Genomic DNA, 26,899 nt, shown 5'->3' with positions numbered 1-26,899 from the left:
TGTTATCGGTATCCGGGCCGGTCCGTTACGTCACTGCAATCGGACCGGCCCACCGGTCACAGCGGGGCCGCGGGCACGCATCGGCTCAGGGCAGATCGAGATACTCCTCGAGCACCGGCCCGATGACCGCAAGGACCTCCGGCTCGATCATCTGGTTGTGCTCGCACTCGAGCTTCACTTCCCGGATTCGTCCGCTCACCCACTGCGCCCACTCCTCGGGTGAGTGCTCCGCAGGTGACGACGCCGCAGTGAAGAACAGCAGGTCCCCGTCGAACTGCTGCGGACGGAACTCGTTCATCAGTCTCGACGAGTTCGTGAACCCGAGGCTGATGCGCTCGAGGTGTTGTGGTGTGATCCCCGTCTTCTGCCCGAACGCCTCGTCGAGCAGTTCGACAGCGCGCTCGTAGGTGAGTTCTCCGTCCTCGCTCTCGGACTCGAGGTCGAGCCCTAGACCGTGCAGCAACTCGGACACGGTGAGGCTGTCCGGGGTGGCGTCGGCGTCACCGATCACGTAACTGTCCATCAGGGCGAGGGTGGCGACGGATTCGCCCTCCCGCTGCAACTCCACCGCGATGGCCTGCGCGATGATGCCGCCGAGGGACCACCCGAGCAAGTGGTACGGCCCGGAACCTTGGATGCTCCGCATTTCGAGCACGTAGTGGTGGGCGAGCTCCTCGATCGAGTCGAAGATCGGTCCCCCGCTGATGCTCGGCAACTGCAGGCCGTAGACGGGACGGTCCTGCGACAGGTGTTGCAGCAACCCGGCGTAACCCCACGAGAGCCCGATACCGGGATGGATGCAGAACAGTGGCGGTTTCTCCCCCGTAGGTCGCAGCGGAATCACCACGCGCAGCGCCTCGTCGACGGCCGATTCGCCGCCGCCGTCCGTGTCGATCCGGCGCGCCAGTCCCGCCGGTGTCGGATCGAGGAACATCGACTGCAGCGGGATCCGCCGGCCGAGGCGTTCCTGGAGAACGGTGATGACACGGGTGGCGACGATCGAGTTGCCGCCGAGGTCGAAGAAGCTGTCCGCCGTCCCGACCCGATCGACTCCGAGCACCTCCGCGAACGCCTCCACGACGACGCGTTCGGTTTCGGTGTCGGGTGCGCGGAATGCGGCCGCGGTGGTCCCGAACTCCGGCGCCGGCAACGCCTTGCGGTCGAGCTTGCCCACCGGGGTCATCGGCACCTGATCGAGCACCACCACGGCCGAGGGAACCATATGGGCAGGCAGTCGCTCGGCCGCGTAGGTGCGCAGTTCCGCAGGATCGAGGTCGTGGCCGTCGACGGCGCGCACGTAGGCCGCGAGCAGGGTGTCTCCGGACGGCCCTGTGTGCCCGATCGTGGCCGCGAAGGCCGCCGCCGGATGGCGGGCGAGAACGGCGTCGATCTCACCGAGTTCGATGCGGAAGCCCCGCACCTTCACCTGGAAGTCGGTGCGGCCGATGTACTCGACGGTGTGATCCCCGCGCCACCGCACCACGTCACCGGTCCGGTACATACGCCGTCCGGGCTCGCCGAACGGGCAGGCCAGGAACCGTTCCGAGGTGAGGGCCGCGCGCTTGTGGTACCCCCGCGCCAATCCGGGCCCGGCGATGTACAGCTCACCGGGGACGCCCGCCGGGACGGGCTGCAGCCGCTCGTCCAGCACCAGGTACTCGAAGCCGATGGCGGGAGCACCGATGTTGACAACCCCACCGGGTCGCATCGGGGCGCTGACACTGGCCTGGATGCTCGTTTCCGTCGGACCGTACCCGTTGTGCATGCGGCGGTGGCGGCCCCAGACCTCGACCAGCTCGGGTGGGCACGCCTCGCCGGCCACGGCCAGCATCCGCAGCGTATCGAGGTCGCGATCCTCCATCGAGGACAGCGCGGTCGGGGTGATGAACGCGTGAGTCACCTGTTCCCTGCGCAGCAGGTCCGCGAGTTCGTCGCCGCCGAAGATGGTCGGCGGGATGATCAGCAGCCGAGCCGAGGCGCCGAATGCCATCATCAGCTCGAACACCGAGGCGTCGAAGCTCGGCGACGCCAGGTGCGACACCGTCGAGTCGAGGGTGACCAGGAAACGCTCGTGCTCTTCCGCGGTGAGGTTGGCGATGCCCCGATGGGTGACGATGACGCCCTTGGGCTTGCCCGTCGAACCCGAGGTGTAGATCAGGTAGGCGGGATGCCCGAGGTGGAGGGGTCGCGTCCGGTCGGCGTCGGTGATCGGCTCGGAGGACACCACCGCCACCTGCTCCGCGAGTTCTTCGTCGTCGAGCACCAGCCACGGGACGGATTCCGGCAGATTGTCCCGGCGCTCGGCAACGGTGATCCCGACCGATGCCCGGCAGTCGGTGAGCATGTATTCGATGCGATCACGGGGATACGTCGGATCGACGGGCACGAACGCCGCGCCGGACTTGGCCACCGACCAGATCGACACCACCTCTTCGATGGAGCGCGGCATGCCCAGTGCGACGAACGTTTCCGGGCCCACACCGTGGGCCCTCAGGACCCGGGCCAGGCGGTTGGACCATTCGTCGAGTTCGCGGTAGCTGACGTGACGGTCCTCGAAGGTGAGGGCTGTCGCCTCGGGGGCGACGGCCGCCGCGGCGGCGAGGATGTCGGGCCACAGCTCGGGCCGGACCTCCGGCTTGCCGCGGGCGGGGGCCAACTCTTCTTGCTCCGCCTCATCGAGGATGGGCAGGGTGCCGATGGACTGCTCCGGATCGGCGGCGGCGGCGGCGAGGACGCGGACGAACCGGTCGGCGATACTGCGGGCGGTTTCCTCATCGAAGAGCGACACCGCGAAGTCGAGGCCACCGCTGATGCCGGCGGGTGCACCGGCCGAATCGAACTGCTCGGCGAGGATGACCTCGAGGTCTTCCTTTACCATCCTCGTCTCGAGATCCACGCCCTCGACCCGCAGGTCCGGCAGCTCGAGCGACGCGCGCTCATTGTTCTGGAACTCGAGAGCCACCTGGAACAGCGGGGAGTAGGACGTGGACCTCCTCGGGTTCAACTCCTCCACCAACCGTTCGAATGGCAGGTCCGAGTGCGCGAACGCGGCGAGATCGCTTTCGCGGATCTGACGGACCAGCTCGGTGAACGTCGTCGCGGGATCGATGCGACTCCGCAGGACAAGCGTGTTGACGAACATGCCGACCATGTCGTCGAGAGCGGTTTCCCCTCGGCCGGCGACCGGTGTCCCGATGACGACGTCATCGGTGCTGCCCAGGCGAGCCAGGAGTACCACGAGGGCAGCATGGACCGCCATGAACATGGTGACGTTGTTCTCCCGGGCGAGCGCTGTCAACCGCCGGTGCAGGTCGGCGTCGATCGCGAACTCCACCCGATCGCCTTCGACACTCTGCTGAATCGGGCGTGGCCGGTCGGTCGGCAACTGGATGACGTCCGGCAGTCCGGCGAGAGTCTGCGACCAGAAGCGGAGCTGACGGTTGATCAGCGACGCCGGATCGTCCTCCGACCCGAGCACGGCGTGCTGCCACAGGGTGTAGTCGGCGTACTGCACCTGCAGCGGCGCCCACTGCGGACCGTCTCCTTCGAGCCGCGCGCCGTACGCGACCATGACGTCCCTCGCCAACGGGGCGAGGGAGAACCCGTCCGCACAGATGTGATGAACCACGATCGTGAGGACGTGATGGTCGGGCTCGGTCCGGAAGAGGGCGGCGCGCACGGGTAGGTCGGTGCTGACGTCGAATCCGCGGGACACCAGATCCCGCATGCGCGCCGGGAGCTCCTCCGCGGTCACCGTGGCGGTCGTGAATTCCGGCCGGACCAGCTCCGCAGGAAGTATCCGCTGGGTCGGTTCGTTGCCGACGGTCGGGAACACCGTGCGCAGCGTCTCGTGCCGCTCGAGCACGTCCGACATGGCCAGCCGCAGCGCTTCCTCGTCGAGCCGTCCGGTGAGACGCACCGCAAGCGGAATGTTGTAGGCGGGCGACGACGGATCGAACTGGTTGAGGAACCACATCCGCTTCTGCGCCAGGGACAGCGGAATCAGCTCGGGTCGCTCGACCGGGGCGAGCGGTGGGCGGGCACCCCCGCCGGGAACGGAACCCTCGCCGATTCGCTCGGCGAGCGATCGCACGTCGGGCGCTTCGAACAGTGCCCGAACTCCGATGTCGGTGTCGAGCGCATCACGGAGCCTGGCGGTGACGCGGGTCGCGACGAGGGAGTTGCCACCGAGGTCGAAGAAGTTGTCGTCGACGCCGATCCGCTCGAGTCCGAGGACGTCGGCGAAGATGTCTGCGATCGTCCGCTCGAGATCGGTGGACGGCGCGCGGAACTCCTTGGTGTGGACGTTGAGCTCCGGCGCCGGCAGCGCCGAACGATCCAGTTTGCCCACCGGTGTCAGCGGGATCTCGTCGAGGAACATGATGCTCGACGGCACCATGTGCGCGGGAAGCCGTGTGGACAGGTGCGCCGTCAACGCGGCCGGGTCGACCCCGCCTTCCGTCAGAGGTAGCAGGTAGGTGACCAGAACGGTGTCCCCGGACGGTCCGGGCACGCCGAGCGTGGTCGAGAAACTGACGCCGGGGAAGGTGGCGATCTCGGCGTCGATCTCGCCGAGTTCGATGCGGAAGCCGCGGATCTTGACCTGGAAGTCGCTGCGCCCCACATACTCCACCGAGTGGTCGGCACGCCAGCGGACGATGTCGCCGGTGCGGTACATCCGCTCCCCCGGCTCACCGTACGGGTTCGCGAGGAAGCGATGGCTGCTGAGCGCGGGCCGCTGGTGGTAGCCGCGCGCCAGGCCGGCGCCGGTAATGTACAGCTCGCCGGGCACACCCACCGCGACGGGCTGGAGCCGGGCGTCGAGGACCAGCTCTTCGATACCGCGGATGGGTCCGCCGATCGTGATCGGCTCGCCCACCGCCAACGGGTCGCTGATGTTGGCCATCACGGTGGTCTCCGTGGGGCCGTACCCGTTGAACAGGTTGTGGCCGGGGGCCCACCGCGTCACCAGTTCCGGCGGGCACGCTTCCCCACCGACGGTCACGTGCTGGAACTCGTCGAGATCCGTGGGATCGACCGTGGCCAGAGCAGCCGTGGTCACGAAGGCGTGCGTGACGTGTTCGGCACGGATCAGTTCGGCCAGCTCGGCACCGCCGTAGACGGTCGGTGGGGCGATCACCATGGTTGCGCCGACGCCGAAGGCCTGCAGGTACTCGAAGATCGACCCGTCGAAGCTCGGAGTGGAGAAGTGCAGCGTGCGCGAGGTCTGGGTGGCCCCGAATCGCTGACGCTGATCCTCGGCGAAGTTGTCGAGTCCCTCGTGGGTGACCACGACGCCCTTCGGTTTACCCGTCGAACCCGACGTGTACACGATGTATGCAGCGTTGTCGAGGCTGATCGGCGACTTCCGATCCGAATCTGCCACGGGCAGAGCCGGTTTCGCCTGGCATGCCTTCTCGAACTTCGGGGAGTCGAGCAGCAGCCACGGCACCGTGTCGGGAAGGTCTTTCTCGTATGCCGTCGTGGTGAGTCCGATGGTGGCACCGGAATCGGTGAGCATGTGCTCGATGCGGTCGATCGGGTAGTTGGGGTCGACCGGGACGAAGGCTGCGCCCGTCTTCGCCACCGCCCAGACAGCGAGAACGGACTCGATGGACCGGGGAATTCCCAGCGCCACGAACGCCTCCGGGCCCGCGCCGCGCGAGATCAGCACCCGCGCCAACTGGTTCGAACGCTCGTTCAGTTCGCGGTAGGACACGTTCCGGCCCTCGAAGGTGAGCGCCGTGCGGTTCGGATCGAGCGCGGCAGCGTCCTCGAAAATCTGTGGGAGGGTCCGGACCGAGAAACCGGGGCGTCCCCGCACCGGAGCGAACTCGGCGAGTTCGGACTCGGTGAGCAACTGCATGTGCGCCAGGGGGATCTCGGGCCGATCGGATATCGCGGCGAGTACTCGCTGCAGGCGATCCGCGATCTCGTCGATCGCGCGCTCCTCGAACACCTCCGGCAGGTACTCGAATTTCAGGTTCAGTCGCTCGTCACCGGACGCAACCACGGCAAGCGGATAGTGCGCCGAGTCCTTGCCCCCGATCCCCGTGACGAACATGCCGGCGATATCGGTGTGCTCGGTCAGCCCGTCCTTGTCCACTGGATACGACTCGAACACGGTCAACGTGTCGAAGCCCGCCCCGAGCCCGGCCACCGACTGGATGTCGGTGAGCCCCACGTAATGGTGGTCGAGCAGTGCCGCCTGCTCGCTCTGGACGCGGGTGAGCAGCTCTCCCAAAGGTTCCCGGGGGTTCAGCGCCACCCGGACCGGCAGGGTGTTGATGAACAGACCCACCATCGACTCGATGCCGGGGATCTCCGGCGGCCGGCCCGACACGGTCCCGCCGAACACCACATCGGTGCGTCCGATCAGTCCACCGAGCACGATGCCCCATGCCGTCTGCACGACCGTGTTGAGGGTCAGTCCACGCTCACGGCTCAGCTCACGCAGGCGGGTGGTCTGTTCCTCCGACAGGGTGAAGGCGGTTTCCTCGGCCATCGCCGAATGCGCTTCGGCCCGGTCCATCGGCGCGAGCAGCGTCGGTTCGTCCACTCCGTCGAGAGCGGCGCGCCACGCCGCGAGTGACTCGGTGATGTCGTGGCGTCGCATCCACGACAGGTAGTCGCGGTATGAGTGCACCCGGGGCAGCAGGCTGCCGTCGGCGTCGGTGGCGTACAGGGTGAGCAGGTCACGGATGACCAGCGGCGTCGACCAGCCGTCGAGCAGGATGTGGTGATTGGTCAGGACCAGCCGGTAGTCCTGTTCCGTGAGCCGGATCAGCGCGAGCCGCAGCAGCGGTGCCTGCGACATGTCGAACTTGACCGCCCTGTCTCGCTCCAGGATCCGGTCGTAGTCCCGCTCGGTCTCGGCCGGTTCCAGATCCGAGAGGTCGAACTCGGACCACGGCAGGACGACACCGTTCTGGATGATCTGGGCGGAGGCCCCCGCGCTGTCGTGGACGAACGCGGCCCGCAGGTTGGGATGCCGATCGAGCAGTGCCTGGCCGGCGCGGCGGATCCGGTCGGCATCGACCTGCCCGCGCAGTTCGAGGGTCAGCTGAACGAGATACGGGTCCACGGCGGCGTCGGAGAACTGCGCGTGGAACAGCAGGCCCGACTGCAGAGGCGACAGCGACCAGATGTCCGCGAGTGCCGGGAAGCGGTCCTCGAGCCGGTCGATCGCGGTCTGGTCGAGGCTGACGAGGTCGAGATCGGACGGCGTCACACCGCCCGAATCGGGCCGCGCCACATGGACAGTCAACGCGGTGAGTGCCTGCACCCAGAGTTCGGCGAGTTCGCGTACCTCCGGCTCGGTCAGGACACCGGCCGGGAACGCCCATGTCGCGCGCAACCTGTTTCCGTCGGCGGCGGCGTCGGTGACGGCGTTGATGTCGAGCACCGAGGCGACCGGGATGTCGGAGGCGGGAACGTCGTCGAGCTTGGTGTCGCTCACCGGAACCCACGGGTGTCCGTGGGTATCGGTCGACGTTGCACCGCCCAGCCGTCCGAGGTAGTTGAACGTGACTTGAGGTTGGCGCAGCGCGCGCAGTTCTTCTGCAGTGTCCGGGTTCAGGTACCGCAGCATGCCGTAGCCGATGCCGTGGTCGGGGATGGCGAGCAGTTGCTCTTTGATCGCCTTGATCGCCGAGCCGGCGGCTCGGCCACCGTCGAAGGCCTCGTCGAGGTCGATACCCGACAGGTCCAGGCGCACCGGGAACATCGCGGTGAACCAGCCGACGGTGCGGCCGAGGTCCGCACCCGGCAGCACCTGGTCTTCACGACCGTGGCCTTCGAGATTGACCAGTGACTGGGCCCAGCTTTCACCGTGGGTGCGCCGCGCCGACCGGGCACGCCACCGCGCCAGTGCCAGCGCCAGTCCCGCAAGCAGGCCGTCGTTGACTCCGCCGTGATATGCCTCGGGCACCTTCGTGAGAAGTGCGTCGGTCACGTCGGTGGGCACCTCGACGGTCAGCTTTTCCACGGTGCCCGCCACGTCGACGTCCGAGTCGAGTGGCCGCGACCCGATCAGCGGGTCGTCACCGCTGAGCACCCCGCGCCACAGGTCGAGTTCCCCGGCGCGGTCCACGGCAGCGCCGGCGAGACCGTGGGACCACCGGCGCATCGACGTACCGACCGGCTCGAGGACCGGATCCTGGGCTGCGGAGAGCTGCGCCCACACGGTGGCCAGGTCGGGGACGAGGATCCGCCACGACACCCCGTCGACCACGAGGTGATGAGCGACCACCAGCAACCGTCCGCCGCCGTCACCGGCGTCGAACCACACCAGCTGCAACATGACACCGGCCACCGGGTCCAGTCGTCCCGCGGCCTCGTCGAGTTCGCGGGTGGCGATCTCGGCGAAGGTGGAACCGGTCACCGCGGGCACCTCGACGCGGTGGAGGAACTCCCGGACGTCGACGGACCCGGGCCCGCGCACCTCGATACGCCACCGTGGTGCGGGCCCGGCCAGCTGGGCACGCAGCATGTCGTGGTGATCGACGACCGCCTGGATCGTGCGCTCGAGCATCGTGCGGTCGGTTGCCGGGGGCAGGGCGAGCAGCGCCGTCTGGGTGTAGCGGCGGAAGTCGCCGCCGCGTTCGAGCAGCCACGACGTGATGGGGGTGGTCGGCATGTCGCCTACACCGCCACCGGGCAACTCCTCGAGGACGACCACGTCGGCAGCCCCGGCCCAGGACGCCACCTCGGCGAGGGTGGCCACCGTCTTGGCCTCGAACACGTCCCTCGGGGTGAGCACCACACCCGCAGCCTTGGCCCGGGCCACTAACTGGATCGACATGATGCTGTCACCGCCGAGCGCGAAGAACGAATCCTCCACACCCACCGAGTCCAGTCCGAGAACCTCGGCGAACAACGTGGCCAGCACTGTTTCCATTTCGGTGGTGGGTGCCCGGCTCGCGGACACCCGGGCGCCGAAGTCCGGTTCGGGCAGCGCGCGGCGGTCGAGCTTGCCGTTGCCGGTGAGCGGCAGGGCGTCGAGGACGACGAGAGTCGCGGGAACCATGTAGGACGTGAGCTGGGTGCCGAGGAATTCCAGCGCCGAGGACACCTCCACGGTGGACCCGGACTCGGGCACGACATATCCGATCAGCCGGTTGCCCCCGTGGCCGTCGTCGCGGGTCAGGACGACGGCCTGCGCGATCCCGCGGTAGCGGAGCAACGCCGACTCGATCTCACCGAGTTCGATGCGGAAACCGCGGATCTTGACCTGGAAGTCACTGCGGCCCAGGTATTCGAGTTGACCCCCGGCGTTCCAACGCGCCAGGTCGCCGGTCCGGTACATCCGTGTGCCGGACCCGAGCGGGTCGGCGACGAACCGGGTGGAGCTGAGCGCCGCACGGCCGAGGTAGCCCCGGGTGACCTGCTCGCCGGACACGTACATTTCGCCGATGGTGCCCGGCGGTACGGGATGCAGGCGCCGGTCGAGCACGTGCACACGCAGCCCGGCGATGGCGCGTCCGATCACACTGGCCGAGGCGGACTCGGCGAACTCACGGTCGAGCCGCAGGTAGCTGACGTGCACGGTGGTCTCGGTGATGCCGTACATGTTGACCAGGGTCGGCGCGGAGTCGTCGTGCCGGGCATACCAGCGTCCCAGCTGACCGAGGTCGAGGGCCTCTCCGCCGAAGATCACGTACCGCAACGCCAGTGCCGCTGCGGTCACGTCGATCTCCGAGACGATTCGGTCGGTCTCGGCCAGTTGGTAGAACGCGGTCGGCGTCTGGTTGAGGACCGTCACCTGCTCGTTGCGGAGCAGTTCGTGGAACATTTCCGGTGACCGCGCGGTGTAGTAGTCGACGACCACCAGTCGTCCGCCGTAGAGCAGCGGTCCCCACAACTCCCACACGGAGAAGTCGAAGGCATACGAATGGAACATCGTCCAGACGTCGTTCTCGTCGAATCCGTACAGCGGCTGGGTGTTCGCGAAGAGAGTGAGCACGTTGCGGTGCGAGACGACCACACCCTTCGGGCGGCCCGTCGACCCGGAGGTGTAGATCACGTAGGCCACCGACGACGCATCGAGGGGGGTGACCCGGTCGTCGTCCGTGATCGCCGCCGGGGACAGCCGCCCGAGATCGGCGTCGGTCTCGATGTCGTCGAGGAGGATGACGGGCGTCCCGGATTCCGGAAGCGCCGAGGCATCGCCGACGGTGGTGATCACACAGTTCGGTGCGGCGTCCTCGAAGACGAACGCCAGCCGGTCTGCGGGATAGGTGATGTCGACCGGAAGATATCCACCGCCCGACTTGATCACCGCGAGCAACGCGACGATCAGATCGCAGGTACGTGGAAGTGCCACCGCGACCAGGGTTTCCGGGCCGACTCCACGGGAGATGAGCAGCCTCGCCAACCGGTTCGAGCGGTCGTCCAGCTCACGGTACGTGTACGCCACGTCCTCGGAGGTGACCGCGGTGGCCTGGGGGAACCGGGCGACGGTCTGCGCGAAGCGGTCCGCCAGGGTGTCGTGACCGGCATCGACGCCGACGGTGTTCCACTCGGTCGCCATGGCGGCCCGTTCGGCGGCGTCGGTGAGTTCGATGTCACCGACGGGGGCGTGCGGATCGGCGGTCACCGCACCGAGGACCCGCAGGAACCGGTCCGCGATGGTGCGCACGGTTCCGGCCTCGAACAGGTCGGTGGCGTAGACGAACGCCGCGGTGATCCCGGCTGCGGTCCCCTCCTCATCGAAGCGTTCCTCGACGCTGAGCTGCAGGTCGAATTTGGCCACCTCGAGATCGAAATCGACTGCCGTAGCCGTCAATTCCGGAAGCTCGAGTCGTGGGGTCTCGTTGTTGCGGAATTCGAGCAGTACCTGGAACAGCGGGGAATGCGCGGTGGACCGTTCCGGTGCCAGCACGTCGACCAACCGCTCGAACGGCACGTCCGAATGGTGGAATGCCGCGAGGTCGGTGGCCCGCACCTGATCGATCAGTTCGCCGAAGCCCCCGGCGGGGTCGACGGCGGCCCGAAGGACGAGAGTGTTGACGAACATGCCGACCATCTCGTCGAGTGCCGCCTCACCGCGACCGGCGATCGGTGTCCCCACCGCGATGTCCTCGGTGGACGACAACGCCGACAACAACACGGACAGAGCTGCGTGCACGGCCATGAACATGGTCGAGTTGTGTTTGCGCGCCAGCGCGGACAGCGAGCGGTGCAGCTCGGCCGGAATCGTGAAGTCGACCTGGGCGCCGTGGAACGACTGCTGAACCGGCCGGGCGCGGTCTGTGGGCAGCTGCAGGATCTCGGGCAGGTCCGCGAGCTGCTCTGTCCAGTACCGCAGTTGCTGGGAGATGAGGGACTCGGAATCACTTTCGCTGCCGAGTTGTTCGAGCTGCCACAGCGTGTAGTCGGCGTACTGCACCGACAGGGGGCTCCACTGCGGTGCGCTACCCGCGATGCGGGCCGCGTAGGCCGCCATCACGTCCCTGGCGAGCGGAGTGAGTGAGAAGCCGTCGGCACAGATGTGGTGCACCACGATGACGAGCACGTGCTCGTCCGGCGCGAGAGCGAACAGTGCCGAACGAATCGGCACGTCGGCGGTCACGTCGAACCCTGCGGTCGCGAGCGCGGCAATGTGCTCGTGGAGCTCGCTGTCCGCCACGTCGGCAATCTCGAGATTCGGTGTCCACTGTCCGGGCGAGAGCACCACCTGCGTCGGTTCCCCATCGTGGGAGGGGAACACGGTCCGCAGCGATTCGTGCCGGACGAAGACGTCGGTGACGGCCGCGCGCAGCGACTCCACGTCCAGCCGTCCGGTCAGCCGAACCGCGAGCGGAATGTTGTACGCGGCGGACGAGGTGTCGAACTGGTTGAGGAACCACATGCGCTTCTGTGCGAGCGACACCGGCACATGCTCCGGTCGCTGCCTCGGCTCGAGCGGAACCCTGGCGTGGTCGCCGTCCCCGGCGGGGGCGAACGCGGTCGATTCGATCATGCGGGCGAGGGCGTGGATCGTCGGCGCCTCGAACAGGGTGCGGACTCCGATCTGGGTGTCCAACTCGGCGGTGAGCCGGGCGGCCACGCGGGTGGCGATGAGCGAGTTCCCACCGATGTCGAAGAAGTTGTCGTCGATGCCGACCCGCTCGATCCCGAGGACGGTGGTGATGACGTCGGCGATGGTGTGCTCGAGCACCGTGGACGGCGGGCGGAACTCGTCCGTCGTCGGCAGGAACTGTGGTTCCGGTAGAGCCGCCCGGTCGAGCTTGCCCACCGGGGTCAACGGGATATCGTCGAGGATCATGATGCTCGACGGGACCATGTGGGCGGGCAGCAGTTCCGCCGCCCACTGCTTCAGCTCCGGCGGTTCGAGCGTTGTGTCGGCCTCGGGCAGCACATAGGACACGAGTGCGGTGTCACCCGTCGGCCCCGGGCGCCCGAGAGTGACGGCGAACGCCACGGAGGGATGCCCGGCGAGGGCACTGTCGATGTCACCGAGTTCGATGCGGAAACCACGAACCTTTACCTGGAAGTCGGTGCGGCCGAGGTATTCCGCTGTTCGATCCGGACGCCAGCGCGCGAGGTCACCGGTACGGTACATGCGCTCGCCCGGCTCACCGAACGGATTCGCGATGAACCGTTCGCTGGTGAGCCCCGCCCGCGCATGGTAGCCGCGGGCAAGTCCTTCACCGCTGATGTACAGCTCCCCGGCGACACCGACGGGGACCGGCTGCAGCCAGGCGTCGAGGATGACCTCGGCGGTACCACGGATCGGTCCGCCGATCGTCACGGGCTCGTCGGCTTCCAGGGGATCACTGAGGTTGGCGACGATGGTGGACTCGGTGGGGCCGTAAGCGTTGAGCATCTTTCGGCCCGGGGCCCAGCGCGCTACCAGTTCCGGCGGGACGGCCTCGCCCCCGACCGCCACGGTACGGAAGCCGTCGAGGCCTTCCGGGTCCACCGACGCCAGCGCGGCGGGAGTGATGAATCCGTGGGTGATGCGCTCGGATCGGATCAGTTCGGTCAGTTCGTCACCGCCGTAGACGGATGTCGGCACGATCACCATGGTCGCGCCGACCGCGAAGGTCATCAGGTAGTCGAGGACCGACGCGTCGAAGCTCGGCGACGAGAAGTGCATCGTCCTCGACGTGAAGTCGGTCCCGTACCGGGCGCGCTGTTCTTCGGCGAAGTTGTCGAGGCCACGGTGGCTGACCACCACACCCTTCGGGGTGCCCGTCGATCCCGAGGTGTAGATCATGTACGCCGGGTGCGCGAATCGCAGTGGCACGACACGCTCGTCGTCGGTGACTGGATCGGACGACATTTCGGCTGCGGCAGTGACCGTTTCGGGGTCGTCGAGCGTCAACCACGTGGTCGTGGCGGCCGGCAACCGGCCGCGGTCGGCATTCACGCACACACCGAACCTGCAGCCCGAATCGCCGAGCATGTGTTCGACTCGCTCACGCGGGTAGCCCGGATCGACCGGCACGAACGCTGCACCCGTCTTGGCGATCGCCCACACTGCGACGATCGATTCGAGGGACCGCGAAATACCCAGGGCGACGAAATCTTCCGGTCCGACACCGCGGCGGAGCAGCAGTCGCGCGAAGCGGTTGGACCGTTCGTCGAGTTCCCGGTACGTCAACCGGCGGTGTGAGGCCACGACCGCGGTGGCGTCGCCGGCCGCCGCGGCGGTCTCCGCGAACATCGCGGGCAGTGTCCGCACGGAACGGCCCGGCAGCCCCCGGACCGGAACCAGCGCGGTCTCCTCGGCCTCGGTGAGCAGCCGCAACTGTGCCAACCGCAGATTCGGCCGCTCGGCGAGTGCCATCAGGGCCCGGACCACCCGGTCACCGATGCGCGCGACGGCGTCACCGTCGAACAGGGTGGGAACGTATTCGAGTTTCAGTTGCAGGCGTTCATGCGCGGAGGCGATCACCGCCAGCGGATAGTGCGCGGCATTGGCGCGATCGTGCACGTCGAGAACGTTCATGCCTGCGATGTCGGTGTTCTCGGTGAGGCCCGCCCGGTCCACCGGATACGATTCGAACACCGTCAGGGTGTCGAAAACGGCGCCGTCGCCGCCCACGCCCTGAATGTCGGTGAGCCCCAGATAGTGGTGATCGAGCAGCGCCGCCTGCTCACTCTGGATGCGCTCGAGCAACTCCCCCAGCGTCTCCGACGGGTCGAGCACGACGCGAACCGGCAGCGTGTTGATGAACAAGCCGATCATCGACTCGATTCCGGCGATCTGCGGGGGGCGGCCCGACACGGTGCCACCGAAGACCACATCGGTGCGGCCGGTCAAGCTGCCCAACACAATTCCCCATGCCGTGCGAATCAGGGTACTCAGCGTGATGCCCCGCTCCCGGGCGAGCGCGCTGAGGAGTTCGGTGTCGTCGTCGTCGAGTTCGACGATCAGTTCACTCGATTCGTCGGTACTCTGGGCGGCCGCGTCGGCCCGCGCGAGCAGGGTGGGTCCTTCCAGACCCGCAAGGGCGCGCGCCCACACTCCGAGCGACTCCTCGGTGCTGCAATGCGACATCCAGGCGAGGTAGTCACGGTAGGGGTTCACCCGGGGCAGCGCGGCGGTGTCGCCCGCGGTGGCGTACAGCGTCAGCAGGTCGCGGATAAGCAACGGCATGGACCAGCCGTCGAGGAGGATGTGGTGGTTGGTGACCATCAAATGTTGTTCGTCCCCGCCCACCTGCATGAGCGTGAACCGGATGAGCGGCGGGGTGGACATGTCGAAGCCACGTCGCCGGTCGGCGTCGGCGATGCGGTCCATCTCGGCTGCACGCGCGTCGGCGTCGAGGCCGGACAGGTCGATCTCCGTCCACGGCAGCTCCACCTGCCGGGAAATCGCCTGGATCGGGGTGCCGCCTTCGTCGTAGACGAACGATGCCCGCAGATTCGCGTGCCGGTCGAGCAGGGACTGCCCCGCCAACCGCAGCCGCGCCGAATCCGCACCGCGAAGCTCGATGGTCATCTGCACGGTGTACGAATCGATCGACTCTTCGGCCAGGAGTGCGTGGAACAGCAGACCGGACTGCAACGGCGACAGCGACCAGATGTCGGACAGCGCGGGGAAGCGGGCCTCGACGCGGTCGATCGTGTCCTGGTCGAGGGACACCAGGTCCAGGTCCGACGGGGTGATTCCGCCGGCGTCGGGGCGGGACGCGTAGGTGGTGAGCGCGGTCAGCGCCTGCACCCACAGTTCCGCGAGTGCCCGCACCTCGGTCACGTCGAGCACACCCGCCGCGTAGGCCCACGTCGCGCGCAGCTGCGGACGGTCCTCGACCTCGGTGGTGACGGCGTTGATGTCGATTGCGGAGGTGACGGGTGTGTCGAGGTCCTGGGCGCGGTCCATGTCGACTTCCCCGGTCGGCGCCCACCCGGCGCGGGTCGCGGCCTCGGAGAGGTCGGCGGCGAACCGGCCCAGGTAGTTGAAGCTGATCTGAGGCAGCGAGCGATCCGCGAGCACGGGTGCGGTCTCTTGGTTCAAGTACCGCAGCATGCCGTAGCCCATGCCGTGGTCGGGGATGGCGAGCAGTTGCTCCTTGATCGCCTTGATCGCCGAGCCGGCGGCCCGGCCACCATCGAAGGCCTCGTCGAGGTCGATGCCCGACAGGTCCAGGCGCACCGGGAACATCGCCGTGAACCAGCCGACGGTCCGGCCGAGGTCGGCACCGGGGACCACCTGGTCTTCTCGCCCGTGGCCTTCGAGGCTGACGAGCGTGCCGTCGACGGGCCGCCCATGGGCACCGGTGACGAGCCGGGACCTGCGCCACTGTGTGACGGCCATCGCGAGTGCGGTGAGCAGCCCGTCGTTGACGCTGCCGTGGATCGCGTCCGGGACGGCCGTGAGGATCGCCTCGCTGACCTCGGCCGGCAGCTCGACGGTGATCCTGCCGACAGTGGCGTTCACATCGATGTTCGGATCGAGTGGTCGGCTACCGATCAGCGGGTCCTCGCAGTCGAGGATCCGCTGCCAGAGGTCGAGTTCGACGGCCCGCTCACCCGCCTGGTCCACCAGTCCGTGCGCCCAGCGCCGCATCGACGTGCCGACCGGCTCGAGGACCGGCTCCTGACCCGCCGAGACCTGCGCCCACGCCGTCGCGAGATCGGGCACCAGAATCCGCCAGGACACCCCGTCGACCACCAGGTGGTGTGCGACCACGAGTAACCGGCCGCCGGCGTCACCGGCATCCAACCACACCACCTGCAGCATCGAACCCGACGCCGGGTCGAGACGGTCCAGTGCCGCATCGAGTTCCGCGATGACGGCGCCCGCGAACTCGGAGGTGCCGGGAACGGCGGACACGGCCACCCGACGCAGAATGTTGCGCGCGGCCACCGAGCCGACCGGGCACGCCTCGAGATGCGACTCGTCGGTCCCGACGATCAGCTGCGCCCGCAACATGTCGTGCCGGTCGAGGACAGCCTGGAACGTCTCGATCAACGGTTCTATCGCACGCAGATTCGGGGGCGCGGTCAGCAACATCGACTGCGACATGCGGTTGAACTCGCCACCGCGCTCGAGGAGCCACGCCGTGATGGGGGTGGTCGGCATGGCACCGACGCCGCCACCGGGCAGTTCTTCGAGCACCACCACGTCGGAGTCGCCCACCCAGGACGCCACCGCCGCCAGCCCGGCCACCGTCTTGGCCTCGAACACGTCCCGCGGGGTCAGCACCACACCCGCCGACTTGGCGCGGGCCACCAATTGGATCGACATGATGCTGTCGCCGCCGAGAGCGAAGAACGAATCGTCCACGCCCACCGACTCGAGTCCGAGGACTTCGGCGAACAGGTCGGCCAGCACCGATTCCATCTCCGAGACCGGTGCGCGCCCCGACGACACGCGGGCACCGAAGTCCGGCTCAGGCAGTGCCCGCCGATCCAGCTTGCCCGCCGGGGTCAGCGGCAGCGCGTCGAGAACGATCAACGCGGACGGCACCATGTAGGGCGCAAGGAAGCTGCCGACGAAGGTGAGGACGGCCTCCGGCTCGAGCTCGACGCCGTTGGTCGGCACGACGTAGCCGACGAGCCGGTTCACCCCGGTACTGCCCTTGTGCGCCGACACCACCGAATGGGCTACGCCCGGGTAGCGGGCGAGGGCCGTCTCGATTTCGCCGAGCTCGATGCGGAAGCCGCGGATCTTCACCTGGAAGTCGCTGCGGCCCAGGTACTCCAGTTGTCCGTCGCGGTTCCACCGCGCCAGGTCGCCGGTCCGGTACATCCGGGCGCCGAGGCCGCCGTACGGGTTGGCGACGAACCGCTCGGCCGTCGTGCCGGCCCGGTTCCGGTAGCCCCGCGCGAGCCCCGAACCGGTGACGTACAACTCGCCGGTCACCCCGTTCGGCACCGGGTGCAGCCGCGAATCGAGCACCATTTCGCCCGTACCCAGCGGCGGCCTGCCGATGGTGACGGGTTCGCCGGGCACCATCGGACCGGTCACGCTCGACACCACGGTCGCTTCGGTGGGGCCGTAAGCGTTGAACATCCGCCGGTCTGCGGTGACCCACTGCGCCACCAGCTCCGGCGGGCACACGTCACCCCCGGTGACGACACATTCGAGGTGATCGAGACCCACGGGTTCCACCGACGCCATCGCAGCAGGGGTGATGAACGCGTGGGTGACCCGGCCCTCACGGAGCACATCGGCGAGTTCGGTACCGCCGATGACAGTCGAGGGCGCAATGACCATCGTCGCCCCGGACCCGACGGCGAGCAGCAGCTCGAGGATCGAGGCGTCGAAGCTCGGAGAGGAGAAGTGCAGGGTGCGCGAGGTCGCGGTGATGCCGAATCGGGTGCGTTCGTCCGTCGCGAAGTTCGCCAGGCCACGGTGAGTGACGGCGACGCCCTTCGGCATGCCGGTCGATCCCGACGTGTAGATCAGATACGCAGTGTTCTCCAAGGCAACGGGCAGCGTGCGGTCGGCATCGGTGACGGCAGCCGACGACTGACCGGCCAAGTCTTCACCGAGCTCGGGTGCGTCCACGACCAGGTAGTCGACGCATTCGGGTAGATCCGACCGGAACTCGGTCACCGTCAAGGCCAGCTGCGCAGCGGAATCGGTCAGCATGTGCACGATGCGGTCGGTCGGGTAGTCCGGGTCCACCGGCACGAACGCGGCGCCGGTCTTTGCCACCGCCCACAGGGACAGAACCGATTCGACGGACCGGCCCATCGCCAGCGCCACCACCGATTCGGGGCCCACGCCGCGGCCGATCAGTAGCCGGGCCAGTCGGTTCGATCGCTGATCGAGATCCCGGTACGACACCTCCCGACCCTGGTAGATCAGTGCGGCCGACTCCGGATTTGTCGCTGCAGCCGCCGCGAGCAGTTCGGGGAGTGTGCGCAGCTCGGTGTCGGGTGCGTCCATCACCGGGGTGAGCGCGGCGCGCTCGGAGGCCACCATCAGCTCGATGTCCCCGACGGCGCGTTCCGGATCCGCCGTGGCGGCGTCGAAGATCCGTTGCAGGTAATCGGCGAAACCGGCGATCGTCGACGCGTCGAACAGACTCGCCGCGTACGTGAAGGCGGCCGAGATGCCGGCCGGCTCCCCCGACACCCCGAATTCCTCCGTGAGGGTCAGCTGGAGATCGAAATTGGAGATGTCGGTGGCGAGGTCGAGCCCGGTGACGGTCAGTCCGGGCAGCTCGAGACGTGGCCGCTCGTTGTTGCGGAACTCGAGTACCACCTGGAACAGCGGTGAATGCGACGTGGCGCGTTCAGGCGAGATGGCGTCCACCAGCCGCTCGAACGGGAGGTCCGAGTGATGGAAGGCGCTGAGGTCGGTATCGCGGACCTTGGCCAGGAGTTCGGAGAAGGAGCAACCCGGCTTCACCGGGGTGCGTAGCACGAGGGTGTTGACGAACATGCCCACCATGTCGTCGAGGGCAGCGTCACCGCGTCCGGCGATCGGCGTTCCCACCGCGACGTCATCGGTGTCGCCGAGCCGGGCGAGCAGGACGGCCAGGGCCGCGTGCACTGCCATGAAGACACTCGAATTGTGCTCTCGCGCTGTGGTGATCAACCTGCTGTGCACCTGGGGGTCGATGCTGAACGAGTGGACACCACCGCGGAAGGACTGCTGGGTCGGCCGTGGACGGTCCGTGGGCAGCGCCAGCAACTCCGGGAGTCCGGCTAGGGTTCGGGTCCAGTAGTCGAGCTGGGCGGCCAGCAGACTGTCCGGGTCGTCGGCGCTGCCGAGCACCCGGTGCTGCCAGAGCGCGAAGTCGGCGTACTGCACGGTCAGTGGCGCCCAGTCGGGTGCCTGGCCACCGGTGCGGGCGGCATACGCGGTCATCACGTCCCGGGCAAGGGGTGCCATCGAGAAGCCGTCCGCGCTGATGTGATGCACGACGATGACCAGCACGTGATCCTCGGGTGCGGTGCAGAACAGGGCCGCGCGCACCGGCACCGCGACCGTCACATCGAATCCGGCGCCGGCCAGACGCGCAATGTGTTGCGGCAGGTCGTCTTCCGATGTTCCGATGGGGGTGAGATCCGGCACCACGTCCTCGGTGTCGAGGACGACCTGGACGGGCTCGCCGTCGACCATCGGGAAGCGGGTGCGCAGCGACTCGTGCCGTTCCAGGACGTCGGCGACGGCGTCCTGCATGGCGTCGTCGTCGAGGTCACCGGTCAGTCGCACCGCGAGCGCGATGTTGTAGGCGGGCGAATCGATGTCGAACTGGTTGATGAACCACATGCGCTTCTGCGCCAGCGACACCGGCACCCGCTCCGGCCGATCGCCGGCGACCAGCGGTGGACGCTCGGCGTTGTGGACGGCCTCGGACTCGATCCGCGTGGCCAGGGTGGCGACGCTCGGGGCGTCGAAGATATCCCGGACACCGATGCGGCTGCCCAGTGCCGCATTGACCCGCGCCACCAACCGTGTGGCCACGAGGGAGTTGCCGCCGAGGTCGAAGAAGCTGTCGTACACGCTGATCCGCGGTGCTCCGAGCAGGTCCGCGAAGATTGAGGCGAGGATCTCCTCGATGGGATTGCGCGGAGTCACGAATTCGGTTGACGGGCTCAGGAACTCCGGCTCTGGTAACGCACCGCGATCCAACTTGCCGGTGGCGCCGAGGGGGAACCGGTCGAGCACCATGATGCGGGTCGGCACCATGTACGCAGGCAGCGACTCGCCCGCGGTGTCGCGAATGTCGGCGGTGTCGATCTCCACGCCGGCCACCGGGATCACATAACCGACCAGGCTCTCCCCCGTCGCCTCGCTGCGATGCACCGTCACCACGGCCTGCGCCACCGACGAATGCGCCAGCAGCGCGGCCTCCACCTCGCCCAGCTCGATCCGCTGTCCGCGCAGCTTCACCTGGAAGTCGCGCCGGCCGATGTACTCGACGTTGCCGTCGGCACGCCACCGGACGATGTCGCCGGTGCGGTACATGCGCTGACCGGGCTCGCCGAACGGGTTGGCCACGAAGCGGTCGGAGGTGAGGTCGGGACGCCCGACATATCCGCGGGCCAACTGGACACCGGCCAGGTACAGCTCGCCGTGTACGCCGACCGGCACCGGATGCAGGCGGGCGTCGAGGACGTAGAGCTGGGTGTTCCACACCGGGGCACCGATCGGCACCGACACCCGGTCGGCCTCGGTGCATTCCCAGTAGGTGACGTCGACGGCGGCTTCCGTCGGGCCGTACAGGTTGTGCAGCGCCGCCGATCCGAAGTCCCGGAAGGCGTCGGCCGTGGCAGGCGGGAGTGCCTCACCGCTGCAGAACACCTGGCGCAGCGAACCGCACAGGTCGGGCTCCGCGCCGGCGGTGAACACGGCGAGCATCGACGGCACGAAGTGCATGGTCGTGACCTGATGGTCGGCGATCACGTGTGACAGATACGTGGGGTCGCGGTGACCGTCCGGCGCCGCGAGCACCAGCCGGGCCCCGACCTCGAGCGGCCAGAACAGTTCCCACACCGACACGTCGAACGTGACGGGTGTCTTCTGCAGCACCACGTCCGTGTGGTCCAGGTGATAGGTGTCCTGCATCCAGAGCAACCGATTCGCGATGGCCCGGTGGCTCACCGCAACGCCCTTGGGCCTGCCGGTGGAACCGGAGGTGTAGATCACGTAGGCCGTCGAATCGGGATGGATGGCTCCGCCCCGCTCGGCGTCGGTGATCGGTGTGCTCGACCGGGCCGCCAGGTTGAGGGTGTCGATCTCGATCGCGGAGTTCCCGGCTTCGCTCATCAACCCTTCGGAGCGATCACGGGACGAGGTGAGGACACACGTCGGGGCGGCGTTGTCGAGGACGTAGGCGATACGCGAGGCCGGATGGTCGGGATCGAGGGGAACGTAGGCGGCCCCGGTCTTCTCGACCGCATAGATGGCGATCATCAACTCGAGCGATCGCCGCAACGACACGGCCACCCGGGATTCCGGCCCGACGCCGCGGGCGAGGAGTTCGCGGGCGAGCCGGTTGGCGCGGGCATCGAACTCCGCGTACAACAATTCGTCTTCACCGAACACCACTGCCACCGCGTCCGGCGTGCGCCGCACCTGGGCCTCGAAGAGGCTGACCAGGGTGGCCGAGGACGGTACGACGGTGGTGGTGTCGTTCCACTCCTGCAGGATCCGGCGGTTCTCGTCGGGGCCGCTCAACTCGATGTCGCCGACCTTCGCCTCGGCGTGGGTAGTGACGGTGTCGAGCAGCGTGACGAACCGTTCCGCGAGGGCGTCCATCGTGGACGGCTCGAACAGCTCTGCGGCGTAGGAGAATTGGGCGTCGATCGGGCCGGGGGCGCCGGAACTCTCGATGTGCTCGGTGAGGATCACCTGCAGGTCGAATTTGGCGGCACCGGTCTCGAGCCCCTGGACTTCCACCTCGAGCCCGGAAAGCTCGAGCCGGGTGTCCGCGAAGCCCTGGAGCACCAGCATCACCTGGAACAGCGGCGAATGGGCTTCGGAGCGTGTCGGTTTCAGCTCGTCGACCAGCAGCTCGTACGGCAGGTCGGTGTTACTGAAGGCCGCGAGGTCGGCCGCCCGGGTGCGGGTGAGGATTTCGGGGAAGCTGCTCTCCGGATCGACCTCGGTGCGCAGAACCACGGTGTTGACGAACATGCCGACGACGTCGTCGAGTTGCCGCTCGCCGCGACCCGACACCGGGGAGCCGATGGATACATCGGAGGATCCGCTCGACCGGGAGAGCAGCACCGCGAGAGCGGCGTGCACCACCATGAACAGGCTGGCATCGTGGGCGCCGGCGATGTCGAGCAGGGCGGCGTGCAGACGTGCAGGGATGGTGAAATCCGTTGTGCCGCCGACCATGGATTGCCGTGCCGGGCGCGGCCGGTCGGTGGGCAGGTCCAGCACTTCCGGGGCGCCGTCGAGAGTGCGGGCCCAGAACGACAGCTGCCGGGACAACACGCTGGTGGGATCGTCGGCAGAACCGAGCAGCTCCCGCTGCCACACGGAGAAGTCGGCGTACTGCACCTCGAGCGGCGCCCACTGCGGGACCTCACCGGCGGCGCGGGCGTGGTAGGCCACCATGACGTCCCGCGTCAGCGGCGTCATCGACAGTCCGTCGGCCGCGATGTGGTGGACCACGAAGACCAGCGCATGATCCTCGGTCGCCGTCCGGTACAGTTTCGCGCGGATCGGCGGCTGCACGGTCACATCGAACCCGGTCGCCGCCTCCGCGAGCAGATGGATGTCGAGCTCGCCGGGAGCTACCTCGACCGCGTCGAGGTCCGGACTGACGTCCGCGACCGGCAGCACCACCTGCAACGGCCCGTTCGGGGTATTGGGGAAGACGGTCCGCAGCGACTCGTGCCGTTCGAGGACGTCACGCACCGCGGCGCGCAACGCCTCCACGTCGAGGGTGCCGCGCAACCGGATGGCCACCGGAATGTTGTACGCCGGGGACGCGGTGTCGAGCTGGTTGATGAACCACATCCGCTGCTGCGCCAGCGACACCGGCACCGGGCCGGCAGTGGTGCGCGGCGCCAGCGGCGGGCGTGCCGACGTGCGGGGCCCGAGGGCGTCGATGCGGGCACTGAGCAGCGCCACGCTCGGCGCCTCGAACAGGTCCAGCACCCCGATGTCCGTGCCGAGCGCCGTGTTGACCCGGGAGACCACCCGGGTGGCGACCAGTGAATCACCGCCCAGGTCGAAGAAGCTGTCGTCGACGCCGACACGTTCGACGCCCAGCAGGTCCGCGAAGACCTCCGCGACCCGCATCTCCGTGTGAGTTCCCGGCGCCCGGTACACCGTGGAGGTGGCCTCGAAGTGCGGTTCCGGCAATGCCTTCCGGTCGAGCTTGCCGGCCGGGGTCAGCGGGACCTCGGCGAGCACCATGATGCGTGCGGGCACCATGTGTGCCGGCAGCACGGCCGCCGCGTGTTGGAGGACGTTCTCGACGACGAGTTCGGCGCCGACCTCGGGCAGCACATACGTCACCAGCACCGTGTCCCCGGAGGGGGCGGTGCGCCCGACCGTGGTCGCGAACGCGACGGCGGGATGCGAGCGTACGACGGCGTCGATCTCACCGAGTTCGATGCGGAATCCGCGGATCTTCACCTGGAAGTCGGTGCGGCCCAGGTATTCCAGCTCACCGCGCAGGTTCCACCGCGCCAGGTCACCGGTGCGGTACATCCGCTGCCCCGGGGCCCCGTGCGGGTCGGCGACGAACCGTTCGGCCGTCGGAATCGGCCGGTTGTGGTACCCCCGTGCCACACCGTCACCGGTGATGTACAACTCACCCGGCACCCCCTTGGGGACGGGATGCAGGCGCGCGTCGAGCACCAGCAGGTCGACACCGCGCGACGGCCTGCCGATGGTGACAGGCTCCCCCACGACCAGCGGTCCGGCGACACTGGCCACCACCGTCGCCTCGGTCGGCCCGTACGCGTTGAACATCACCCGGCCCGGTGCCCACTGCTCCACCAGGGCGGGAGGACAACTCTCCCCGCCGGTGACGACACACCGGATCGAGTCGAGACCGTCGGGGTCGACCGACGCCAGCGCCGCCGGGGTGACGAAGGCATGCGTCACCCGCTCCCGCCGGAGCAGGTCCGCGAGTTCGCTGCCGCCGTACACCGTGGACGGGGCCACCACCATGGTCGCTCCGCCCCCGACCGCCAGCAGAAGTTCGAGAATGGAGGCGTCGAAACTCGGCGACGAGAAGTGCAGGGTGCGGGACTCCGGCGTGACACCGAACCGTGCGTGTTGGTCGGCAGCGAAGTTGGCCAGCCCGACATGGGTGACGACGACACCCTTGGGGGTGCCTGTGGAGCCGGAGGTGTAGATGAGGTAGGCCGGGTCGGACAACCGCAGCGGCCGGAGACGGTCCGCGTCGGTGACGGCGCCGGGTGACTGGTCGGCCAGTGCCTGCCCGAACTCGGGGTCGTCCATCACCAGCCACGGTGCCGTCTGCGGCAGGGCGTCGCGATGTGCGGTGACGGTGAGTCCGACGAGGGCGCCGGAATCGGTCAGCATGTGCTCGATGCGGTCGGGCGGATAGTGTGGATCGACCGGCACGAAGGCGGCGCCGGACTTCGCGACCGCCCAGGTGGCCAGCACCGATTCGATCGACCGCGCAATCGCCAGCGCCACGACCGTACCGGGCCTCACACCGCGGCGGATCAACATCCGCGCGAGGCGGTCGGACTGATCGTCGAGTTCCGGATAGGTCAGGGTGCGGCCTTCGAAGACCAGCGCCGCACCGTCCCCTCCCGTCTCCACCGCGTGCCGCAGCAACGCAGGCAGAGTCCGCGGCTCCACGGAGGCGTCGCCGCGAACGGGACTCAACTCCGCGTATTCGGCGGGCTCGAGCAGGGCGACGTCCCCGATCGGCGCCGCCGGATCGGTCGTCACCGCCCGCAAGAGGCGCACGAAACGCCTCGCCAGCGCCTCGGCACTGCTGCGATCCCACACGTCCGTCGCGTAGAGCACCCGGCCGTCGATGCCGCCGCCCGATTCGGATTCGGTAAGTGAGAAGACGAGATCGAGACCCAGCGGCCGGTGTTCGCGCTCGATGGGATCGATGCGCACGTCCCCAGCTGTGTCGTGCGGGTGACCACCGTCGGTGAACTCGAGCATCACCTGGAACAGCGGTGCGTGGGACGGGTCCGGGTCGGTGACGAGCCGGGCAACCAGGTCGTCGAACGGCAACGCCGCATGCGCGAAGGCAGCGCGGTCGGCGTCCCGGATCCGCGCGAGGTGATCGGAGAAGGGCGACGCCCCGTCCACCTGCGAGCGGAGGACGGCCTTGTTGAAGAACGTGCCGCTCTCCGGGTCGACGGAGTCGATCGGATCCCGCCCGACGATCGGCGTCCCGATCACGACGTCGTCGGTGTCCCCGAGTCGTCCCAGAAGTATCGCGAGCGCCGCGTGCACGGCGACGAAGGGTGCGGTGCCGGCGGCTCGTGCCAGTTCGTGCACCCGCCGCTGCACCTCGGCATCGACGGCGAAGTCGACCACCTCGCCGGCACCGTCCCGCTCCGCCGGTCGCGGCCGATCGAGCGGAAGTGCGGTCACCTCGGGCAATGCGGCCAACTCGCGCGACCAGAAATCGAACTGGGACTGCCGTTCCAGAACCCGCGCTGCCAACCGGGCACTCTCGGCGTGGATGGCAGCCGTCCGAGTCTGTGGATCAGCGGTGATGAACTCCTCGATCAACTCGGCGAACCTGCGATGATGCGCCCGCAGTTCCTCGGGCCCGTACCGGTTGGGGTTGCCGCGGAAGTCGAGAAGCGTCTCCCCGTCGCCGCCCTGATAGATGTTGACCAGCAAATCGTCTACCGGACCCGAAGTGACGATGTGATACTCCCCCACCACCGAGCCCAGGGTGAACGTCTGGTGGAACAGCATCACGTTGACCATCGGGCCTGCCAAACCCTCGGCGGTCCCGGACAATCCCGCGTCGCGGCGGATGTCCTCGAGGCTGCACCGCTGATGGCGCAGTGCACCCATCAGTTCCAACTGCACACGCTGCACGAGTTCTGCCACAGTGTCTTCGGGACGAACGGTGATGCGCAGCGGCGCGACGTTGACGAGCATGCCGCCGGACCGCTGGAGGGGGGCCGTGGTGCGGGCCGACACCGGCAGGTTGATCAGGACGTCCCGTCGACCCGTCATCCGCGACAGATAGCAGGCGAACCCGGCGACCATCACGGCCGCCGAAGTCGCACCCACCCGCTGATCCGAGACGTCGAGGAATTCGAGGGCCGCCTCGGACAGCGTGGCGCTCTCGAGCCGGCTCTGCGCCGCGGCCGGTGCGTCGTGGGTTGCCAGGGTGCTGCCGTGCTCGATGCCGACGATTCGCTCGGCCCAGTACTTGCGGTCGTTCTCGAACCTGCTGGAGGAGCGGTACTTCTGATCGAGGCCGTAGAGTTCGCGCAGATCGAGCGCCCGATTCGGTTCGGGCTCGGTGCCCTCGACGAGGGATGTGTAGAGTGCCGCAACACGATTGGCCATGGTCATGCCGCTGTAGCCGTCGAGCGCGACGTGGTGAATCCTCGTGTACCACAAGTAGTGCTGTTCGCCGATCTGCAGCACCGTCATCTCGACGAGCCGATCGCGGGTCAGGCGCAGCGGAGTCGCGCAGTCCTCATCCATCCACGCCTTCGCGGTGGCCATCGGGTCGGCCTCACCGCGGAAGTCGCGGAACCCGATCGACGGGTCGATGGTGGGATCCACCATCTGATACGGCTCCCCGTCGACATCGAGCAACCGCAGGAACGGCGACTGGAATTCGTGGGCGGCGCGAACGGCGGCCTCACTGAGCAGGTCCAGGTCGATGTGGCCCCGCAGTTCGACGTACTGGGCGATGAACTTGGGAACCGCGGGGCTCAGCTGTTGCGCGAACCACATGCTCCTCTGCACCGAGGACAGTGGGAACGCCCCATCGGGCACGTTCCCCTCGGCGGCGCGCTCGTTCGGCTGCGGCGAAGTCAAACTCGTCAT

1 protein-coding gene is annotated in these 26,899 nt (G+C 68.1%); it reads right to left on the bottom strand.

Going from position 1 to position 26,899, the window contains the following annotated elements:
• Positions 1–85: 85 nt before the first annotated feature.
• Positions 86–26,899, bottom strand: a complete 26,814-nt coding sequence (locus CBI38_RS14585) for a non-ribosomal peptide synthase/polyketide synthase (RefSeq protein WP_109329831.1) — start codon at positions 26,897–26,899, stop codon at positions 86–88.

Origin of the sequence: Rhodococcus oxybenzonivorans (assembly GCF_003130705.1) — a bacterium.
Taxonomy (GTDB): Bacteria; Actinomycetota; Actinomycetes; order Mycobacteriales; family Mycobacteriaceae; genus Rhodococcus_F; species Rhodococcus_F oxybenzonivorans.
This window is presented reverse-complemented; position numbering and strand designations above follow the sequence as displayed.

Excerpts from the sequence above, each read along its gene's own strand:
- CBI38_RS14585 (WP_109329831.1), bottom strand. The coding sequence starts at position 26,899 with ATGACGAGTTTGACTTCGCCGCAGCCGAACGAGCGCGCCGCCGAGGGG.